The organism is Mycobacterium sp., assembly GCF_040509115.1.
In the GTDB taxonomy this organism is placed as follows: Bacteria; Actinomycetota; Actinomycetes; order Mycobacteriales; family Mycobacteriaceae; genus Mycobacterium.
In genome coordinates this window covers 22,035-28,599 of the sequence record NZ_JBEVLO010000016.1, presented here as the reverse complement: position 1 = coordinate 28,599, position 6,565 = coordinate 22,035, and the positions used below count along the sequence as shown (strand labels likewise).

The following is a 6,565-nucleotide window of genomic DNA, read 5'->3' as shown; positions in this document are numbered from 1 at the left end:
GACGTCGACGCGAACGGTGAATTTGGCTACGAGGCCTTCGCGAAAAGCGTTGGAGCGCTTGTGATGGGGTCGTCGACCTACGAGTGGATGCTGGCGAACCAACCGGGTGACTGGCCCTACGAGCAGCCGACGTGGGTGCTGACGCACCGACCGGAGATCGTCGCCGCCGGGCATCCCGTGCAGACGTTCGTCGGGGAGGTCACGGAGTTGCACGCCACGCTGGTCTCGGCCGCCGCGGGTCGCGACGTCTGGGTGGTCGGTGGCGGCGACGTCGCGGCACAGTTCGTTGCTGCCGGTCTCATCGACGAGATGATCGTGTCGTATGCGCCGTGCACGCTGGGCAAGGGTGCTCCCGTGCTGCCGCTGCGCTCGGAGTGGGCGCTGCGGGAGGTGGCCCGCAACGCCGACTTCGTCTGCGCGCGGTGGACCAAGGCCGCCTAGCGCTGCGCTGGCGGCAGTCCGAATCGCAACACGAATTCGCGTGTTTCGATCAGGAATTCGAGCTGCTGGGCGACGTCGCGCAACGGGTCGGCACTGCGGGTCGACCGGCTCAGTACCACCGCGCCCTCAAGGGCGGCGATGCAGGTGATCGCGAGCGAGCCTGCGTCGGCTGCGTCGAAACCGTCTGCCAAGAATGCATGCGTCAACGCGTCGCGCCAGCTTCCGAAGATGTCACCGGCGAGCGCGCTCAGCGCGGGACCGTCGTCGCCGGCACTGATCGCCGCCGCGACCACCGGACAGCCTGCCGCGAAGTCGCTGTCGACCAGGGTTCGTTCCCATAGTTCGACGAACTGGCGGACGAGCGGAATGCAGCCCTTCGTGCACGCGTCGTCGATGACGGCGGTGATCGAATCACCCGCGTATTGCAGGGCTTCGGCGAGCAGCTGACTGCGGCCGCCTGGAAAGTGGTGGTAGACCGAGCCGCGAGGAGCGCCGCTGCGGGCCAGTACCTCGTCGATGGTGACGCCTGCTGCGCCCTTCTCGCGCAGCACCAGAGCGGCCGTGTGCAGCATCCGCGTGCGGGTGGAGCCTCGCTTGTTGGTGCCGCTGCGGCCGGCGGGCTCTGGCATCAGGCCGCGGCCCGCGGCTCGCGCCATTTGCCGCGGCGCCTCTGCGGCAGGCGCGGGGTGAAGCGCGGTACCTCGGGACGGCCGTCGAACCGGTGCGTGAATGTGCGACCCAGCACGTTGACCTCGACGATCCACGTGGCAGCCTCCCCGGCTATGTCATCGAGCATAGAACGCGTAACACAACCCCCCAGGCGATGTATTCCCGGTCACAGATCGATGACCATATTATGGTGCATTGCATAGTTAGCCGAGGGGGAGTTCACTCGAAGGATGACCGGCGCATCGCAGCTCACCCTGGACACCGTCGCGCTGGAACGCGACGGGCACGTGCTGGTCATGGCGCTGAACCGGCCGGAGAAGCGCAACGCCTTCAACGTCGCCATGCTCGCCGACCTCTCCCGCGCGTATGCGCTGCTGGAGACCGACGACGCGCTGCGTGCAGGAGTGCTGATCGCCAACGGCGACCACTTCACCGCGGGCCTCGACCTGGTCGACGTGGCGCCCTACCTCGCGGAGGGGCGAGATCCGATGCCCGACGGCGGCCGAGACCCGTGGCGTCTCGACGGTGAGTGGACCAAGCCGGTCGTCGCGGCCGCGCAGGGCCGTTGCCTGACTCTCGGCATCGAACTGCTGCTCGCCGCCGACGTCCGCCTAGCCGCCGCGGACGCGCGATTCGCGCAGATCGAAGTGCTTCGCGGCATCTATCCGTTCGGCGGCGCGACCATCCGCCTGCCCCGGCAGACCGGCTGGGGCAACGCCATGCGTTGGCTGCTCACTGGCGACGAGTTCGACGCAGCCGAGGCGCACCGAATCGGGCTGGTGCAGGAGGTGCTCCCCGACGCGGCCGCCGCCAAGGCGAAGGCAGTGGAGATCGCTCACACCATCGCCGAACGTGCTGCGCCACTGGGTGTTCGGGCGATCCTGGCGTCGGCGCACCTGGCGCGAACCGCGGGTGACGCCGCCGCCGTCGACGCGCTGCGGCCCGAGATCACGCACCTGTTCGGCACTGCGGACGCGGCAGAGGGCGTGCAGTCCTTCATCGAACGCAGGGCGGCCCAGTTTCGCGGTCACTGACCCGCAGCACGACGCGCTCGACTCTGCGGTGACGGCGAGCGCCACTCGCACTTTGGCGCCAAGAGCGCAGAGTCGAGGCCCTTCGTTGCGTGGTAGCGGAGAGAGCTAAGGCGTGTACCCGAACGGCAGCAGCACGCTCTTGGACTCGCAGTACTGCTCGATGCCCTCTGGTCCGTTCTCGCGGCCGATGCCCGAGTTCTTGTAGCCACCGAACGGCGCACCGGGATCGAACGCATACATGTTGACCGCGTAGGTGCCGGTGCGGATCCGCTTCGCGATCTCGATGGCCTTCGGGAAGTCCTGGGTGAACACGCTGCCAGCCAGGCCGTACACCGAATCGTTCGCGATGCGCACCGCGTCGTCCTCGGTGTCGTAGGGAATCACCGCGAGCACGGGACCGAAGATCTCCTCCTGGGCGATGGTCATGGAGTTGTCCACGTCGGCGAAGACCGTCGGCTCGATGAACCAGCCGCCGTCGAGTCCGTCCGGGCGGCCGCCGCCGGTGACGATCCTGGCGCCCTCCTCGACGCCCTTGGCGATGTACCCCTCGACGCGGTCGCGCTGCTTCTCGCTGATCAGCGGGCCGATCATGGCGCCCGGGTTGTCGGGCAGGCCGATCGGCATCGCTGCGACGGCGGCGGACAACTTCTCGACGACCTCGTCGTAGCGCGACCGCGGCGCCAGGATGCGGGTCTGCCCCACACAGGCCTGGCCGCAGTTCATCAGCCCGGAGAACACCAGCATCGGCAACGTCGAGTCCAGGTCGGCGTCTTCGAGGATGATGGCCGCGGACTTGCCGCCCAGTTCCAGGGTGCAGGCCTTGAGCTTCTCGGCGGCCAGCTTGCCGATCTCCTTGCCGACCGCGCTGCTGCCAGTGAAGGTGAACTTGTCCAGTTCGGGGTTGGCCGTCAACGCGCGGCCCGTCTCGGCACCGCCGGGCACGATCGACAGCACGCCCTCGGGGAGCCCGGCCTGGGCGAACATCTCGGCCATCGCGAACACCGACAGCGGGGTCTCGGCGGCGGGCTTGAGAACCACCGTGCAGCCCGCGAGCAGCGCGGGTCCGAGCTTGTTCGCGGCCAGGAAGAACGGCACGTTCCAGGCGGTGACGGCGCCGACCACGCCGATCGGCTCCTTGAGCACCAGGGTTTGGCCATAGATGCCGTCGCGAATGTCCTGCCAGGCGAACTTGTCGGCAGCGCCCACGTAGTAGGAGAAACACGACATCGCCGCGCCGTACTGCATCATGTCGACGATCGTCGGCGGCTGCCCCGTCTCGGCGGCCAGCAGGAACTTCAGCTCGTCGGCGCGCTCCTCCATGATCTTGACCGCGGCGCCGAGGATCGCGGCGCGCTCCTCGGGTGCCAGGTGCGGCCACGGGCCCTCGTCGAAGGCCTTGCGGGCGGCCGCGCACGCGGCGTTCACGTCGGCCTCCGACGCCAGCGGCACCCTGCCGACCAGCTCGCCGGTGGCAGGGGAGTGCACTTCGATGACGCCGGACCCGGGTCCGCCTGCGGGCTCGGCCCACTTGCCGCCGATGAACAGCTCGTCCCATTCGGTCTTGAAGGCAGTGCTCTGTGTCATGGCCGTCACATTACCCATCAAACGGCCGGAGTAGAACCTGTTCCAGTTCCGTCGTTCAGGTGGGCTGCAGGACGAGCACCAGATTGCTCACCGTGAATTCCCGCAGTACCGGCACCCGCGTCATCCACCACGCCCATCGCGGGTGGTAGCGGGGAAATGCGGCGACGAGCGCGCCGGTGCTCGCCGCCCACTGCAGCCCGTCGGCCGCGGACACCGCGAACAACGACGAGCCGTAGTCGTTCTTGGGTCGATGACCGTGCTTGCGCGTGTATCTCGCGGCGGCACGGGACCCGCCGAGGTAGTGCGTCAGGCCCATCTCGTGGCCGCCGAACGGGCCCAGCCACACCGTGTACGACAGCACCACCAGCCCGCCGGGCCTGGTCACGCGGAGCATCTCGCGACCGAGCCGCCACGGTTCGGCGACGTGCTCGGCGACGTTGGAGGACAAGCAGACGTCGACGCTGTCGTCGGCCAACGGCAGCGCCGTCCCCGACGCCCTGACGAAGGTGCCTGCCGCCGCATCCCCCGCGGGCCCGGCGTGCATCTCGGCCTCGTCGGGCTCCACGCCGACGTAGTGCATGCCCGCGGAGGTGAAGGCGGTCGCGAAGTACCCGGGGCCGCCGCCGACGTCGAGCACGGTCCGGTCGGTGGGTTCGGTGCCGTGGACCGCGGTCCAGAGGGAGCCGACGAGCATGACGGTGTCGTCGGCGAGCGCCCCGTAGAACCGGGCCGGATCGGTCTGCTCGAAGCGGAACTCGCCGAGCAGTCGCACCGATCTGGCGAGGGTGGCCCGGCGGGCGATGAGATCGGTTCCGCGCACGTGACGAGCGTAGGGGCCGACTAGTCTGGCCTGGATGTCCGCTCCCGCCGTCCGCTCCGTGCTCCTGTTGTGCTGGCGCGACACCGGCCATCCGCAGGGCGGCGGCAGCGAGATGTACCTTCAGCGGATCGGCGCCCAGTTGGCGTCGCAGGGCGTTCGCGTCACCCTGCGCACCGCCCGCTACCCGGGGGCGCGGCGTCGGGAGGTCCGCGACGGCGTCACGATCAGCCGCGGCGGTGGTCGCTACTCCGTGTACGTGCTGGCGGGCCTGGCGATGGTGGCATCCCGAGTCGGTATCGGCCCGCTGCGTGGCGCGCGCCCCGACGTCGTGATCGACACCCAGAACGGCATCCCCTTCCTGGCCAGGTTGGCGTTCGGCCGTCGCTCCGTCGTGCTGGTGCACCACTGCCACCGTGAGTTGTGGCCGGTGGCCGGGCCGGTGATGAGCAGGGTCGGCTGGTTCGTCGAGTCGACGCTGTCACCCCGATTGCACCGTGACAACCAGTACGTCACGGTGTCGCTGCCCTCGGCGCGCGATCTTGCCGACCTCGGCGTGAATCCTCGCCAGGTGGCCGTCGTGCGCAACGGTGTCGACGAGGCACCCGCCGCCACGTTGACGCATCCCCGATCGACGACGCCGCGGGTGGTCGTGTTGTCGAGGTTGGTGCCGCACAAGCAGATCGAGGACGTCCTCGACGCCGTCGCCGTGTTGCTGCCGCGCATTCCCGATCTGCACCTCGACGTCGTCGGCGGCGGCTGGTGGGATCGACGCCTGGTCGACCACGCGGCGCGACTCGGTATCGCCGACGCCGTGACCTTTCACGGACACGTCGACGATAACGCCAAACACGCAGTGCTACAACATGGTTGGATACACGTCCTGCCGTCGCGCAAGGAAGGGTGGGCGCTCGCGGTCCTTGAGGCCGCCCAGCACGCCGTGCCCAGCATCGGCTACCGGTCCTCTGGCGGGTTGACCGACTCGATCGTGGACGGCGTCACCGGACTGCTCGTCGACGACCATGGTGAGCTGGCGTCGCACATGGAACGGCTGCTCACCGACGAGGTGCTTCGCGAGCAGCTTGGGGTGAAGGCGCAGGCGCGCAGCGGTGAATTCTCCTGGCAGCAGAGCGCGGATGCGATGCGCGTGGTGCTGGAGTCAGTGGTCGACCGCAGGCTGATCGGCGGAGTGGTCTAGCACCGGGGGAGTGGGCGGGCCGGCCGATGTCGGTGTGCCACCGATGAAGTCGTCCCAGTGTCGCCGGACGGGAGCCCACCGGTCGTCGAACGCCGCCGCTCGGCGCGTCGCGCGGGCGAGTCTGGCCGGACCGTAGCGACGGCGTGCCCACGGCGACGTCGGGCGGGCCAGGCGCACGGCGGCCACCCACGCGACGGGCCCGATGAACAGGCCAAGCAGCGCGGTGGGGTACTTCCCCTTCAACGCTGCCACCGCGACGAGGACGAAGTTGACCAGCAGCACGACCACCGCGGCGTAGCGGAGCGCGGCGATCTCGGGTGGCAGATCGTCCACCGGGGACACTCCGACCGTGGCGAGGCCGACGCAGGCAGCGGCCAGGGTCACGACGTTCACCGAGAGTTGGCCCTCCTGGGACCAATACACGTCCTGGAGCCGGAAGATCATCGCAAACTCGTCGAGCACCAGCGACGCCCCGACGCCCACCAGCAGGCCGGCGAGGTAGGTCCACGCCGACAGCGGCGGCGAGCCGACGCCGGTGAAACCGCCCACGATGAGCAACACGACGCCCGGCGTCGAGTGGTGCATGTGCACTCCGCCGGTGCTGACGTTGTGGAAGGGGCCCTTGCCCGCCCTGATCAGCCGGGTGATGGTCCGCGTCGTCAGGAAGGTCGCGACGAACGCGGTGAAGCTGAGTAGCAACGGACCCTTGTAGCCGTCGACCACCTCGTGCTGCCACCACGCGTTGAGCCAACTCATGGCCCTAGTAGACACCGGCGGCAAACCGCACGGCCAGATCGCCTACCGCGACGACTGCTCCACCGG

8 protein-coding genes are annotated in these 6,565 nt (G+C 69.1%); 3 read left to right on the top strand and 5 right to left on the bottom strand.

Translation table 11 applies throughout. From position 1 onward, the window contains the following. On the top strand, nucleotides 1–441 hold a 441-nt coding region (locus ABW137_RS01520; RefSeq protein WP_526396160.1), incomplete at its 5' end, for a dihydrofolate reductase family protein. Here the strand turns inward: ABW137_RS01520 and ABW137_RS01515 are convergent. Together ABW137_RS01515 and ABW137_RS01510 are read right to left on the bottom strand one after the other, a co-directional pair. After that, a complete protein-coding gene (locus ABW137_RS01515; protein ID WP_526396158.1) occupies nucleotides 438–1,097 on the bottom strand; it encodes a TetR/AcrR family transcriptional regulator in 660 nt (219 codons plus the stop codon). The two genes, ABW137_RS01520 and ABW137_RS01515, sit on opposite strands and share 4 nt — an antisense overlap. Continuing rightward, nucleotides 1,070–1,237 (bottom strand): hypothetical protein, encoded by a 168-nt coding sequence (locus ABW137_RS01510; RefSeq protein WP_526396156.1) that lies wholly within the window; start codon nucleotides 1,235–1,237, stop codon nucleotides 1,070–1,072. The genes ABW137_RS01515 and ABW137_RS01510 overlap by 28 nt, the downstream gene beginning before the upstream one ends. A 103-nt stretch (nucleotides 1,238–1,340) precedes the next feature. Between ABW137_RS01510 and ABW137_RS01505 the strand changes: the two genes are divergently transcribed. Continuing rightward, complete coding sequence (locus tag ABW137_RS01505) at nucleotides 1,341–2,144, top strand: enoyl-CoA hydratase/isomerase family protein (protein ID WP_526396154.1); 804 nt, start codon at nucleotides 1,341–1,343, stop codon at nucleotides 2,142–2,144. A 105-nt stretch (nucleotides 2,145–2,249) separates the two neighbouring features. Here the strand turns inward: ABW137_RS01505 and ABW137_RS01500 are convergent, their stop codons facing one another. Together ABW137_RS01500 and ABW137_RS01495 are read right to left on the bottom strand one after the other, a co-directional pair. After that, nucleotides 2,250–3,728 carry an aldehyde dehydrogenase gene (locus ABW137_RS01500; RefSeq protein WP_526396152.1) on the bottom strand — a complete coding sequence of 493 codons (1,479 nt, stop codon included), beginning with the start codon at nucleotides 3,726–3,728 and terminating at the stop codon, nucleotides 2,250–2,252. A gap of 55 nt (nucleotides 3,729–3,783) precedes the next feature. After that, the gene (locus tag ABW137_RS01495; RefSeq protein WP_526396150.1) at nucleotides 3,784–4,548 is read right to left on the bottom strand and encodes a class I SAM-dependent methyltransferase; all 765 of its coding nucleotides are present in this window, start codon (nucleotides 4,546–4,548) and stop codon (nucleotides 3,784–3,786) included. A 34-nt stretch (nucleotides 4,549–4,582) separates the two neighbouring features. Here ABW137_RS01495 and ABW137_RS01490 point away from each other — a divergent pair, with 34 nt between their 5' ends. Continuing rightward, nucleotides 4,583–5,743 carry a glycosyltransferase family 4 protein gene (locus tag ABW137_RS01490; RefSeq protein WP_526396148.1) on the top strand — a complete coding sequence of 387 codons (1,161 nt, stop codon included), beginning with the start codon at nucleotides 4,583–4,585 and terminating at the stop codon, nucleotides 5,741–5,743. Here ABW137_RS01490 and ABW137_RS01485 read toward each other — a convergent pair. After that, complete coding sequence (locus tag ABW137_RS01485; RefSeq protein ID WP_526396146.1) at nucleotides 5,705–6,499, bottom strand: hypothetical protein; 795 nt, start codon at nucleotides 6,497–6,499, stop codon at nucleotides 5,705–5,707. The two genes, ABW137_RS01490 and ABW137_RS01485, sit on opposite strands and share 39 nt — an antisense overlap. Between the last annotated feature and the right edge of the window lie 66 nt (nucleotides 6,500–6,565).

Bases quoted from the DNA above. Each gene is read 5' to 3' on its own strand.
- ABW137_RS01500 (WP_526396152.1), bottom strand. From the start codon at position 3,728: ATGACACAGAGCACTGCCTTCAAGACCGAATGGGACGAGCTGTTCATC.
- ABW137_RS01485 (WP_526396146.1), bottom strand. From the start codon at position 6,499: ATGAGTTGGCTCAACGCGTGGTGGCAGCACGAGGTGGTCGACGGCTAC.
- ABW137_RS01510 (WP_526396156.1), bottom strand. From the start codon at position 1,237: ATGCTCGATGACATAGCCGGGGAGGCTGCCACGTGGATCGTCGAGGTC.
- ABW137_RS01490 (WP_526396148.1), top strand. From the start codon at position 4,583: ATGTCCGCTCCCGCCGTCCGCTCCGTGCTCCTGTTGTGCTGGCGCGAC.
- ABW137_RS01505 (WP_526396154.1), top strand. From the start codon at position 1,341: ATGACCGGCGCATCGCAGCTCACCCTGGACACCGTCGCGCTGGAACGC.
- ABW137_RS01515 (WP_526396158.1), bottom strand. From the start codon at position 1,097: ATGGCGCGAGCCGCGGGCCGCGGCCTGATGCCAGAGCCCGCCGGCCGC.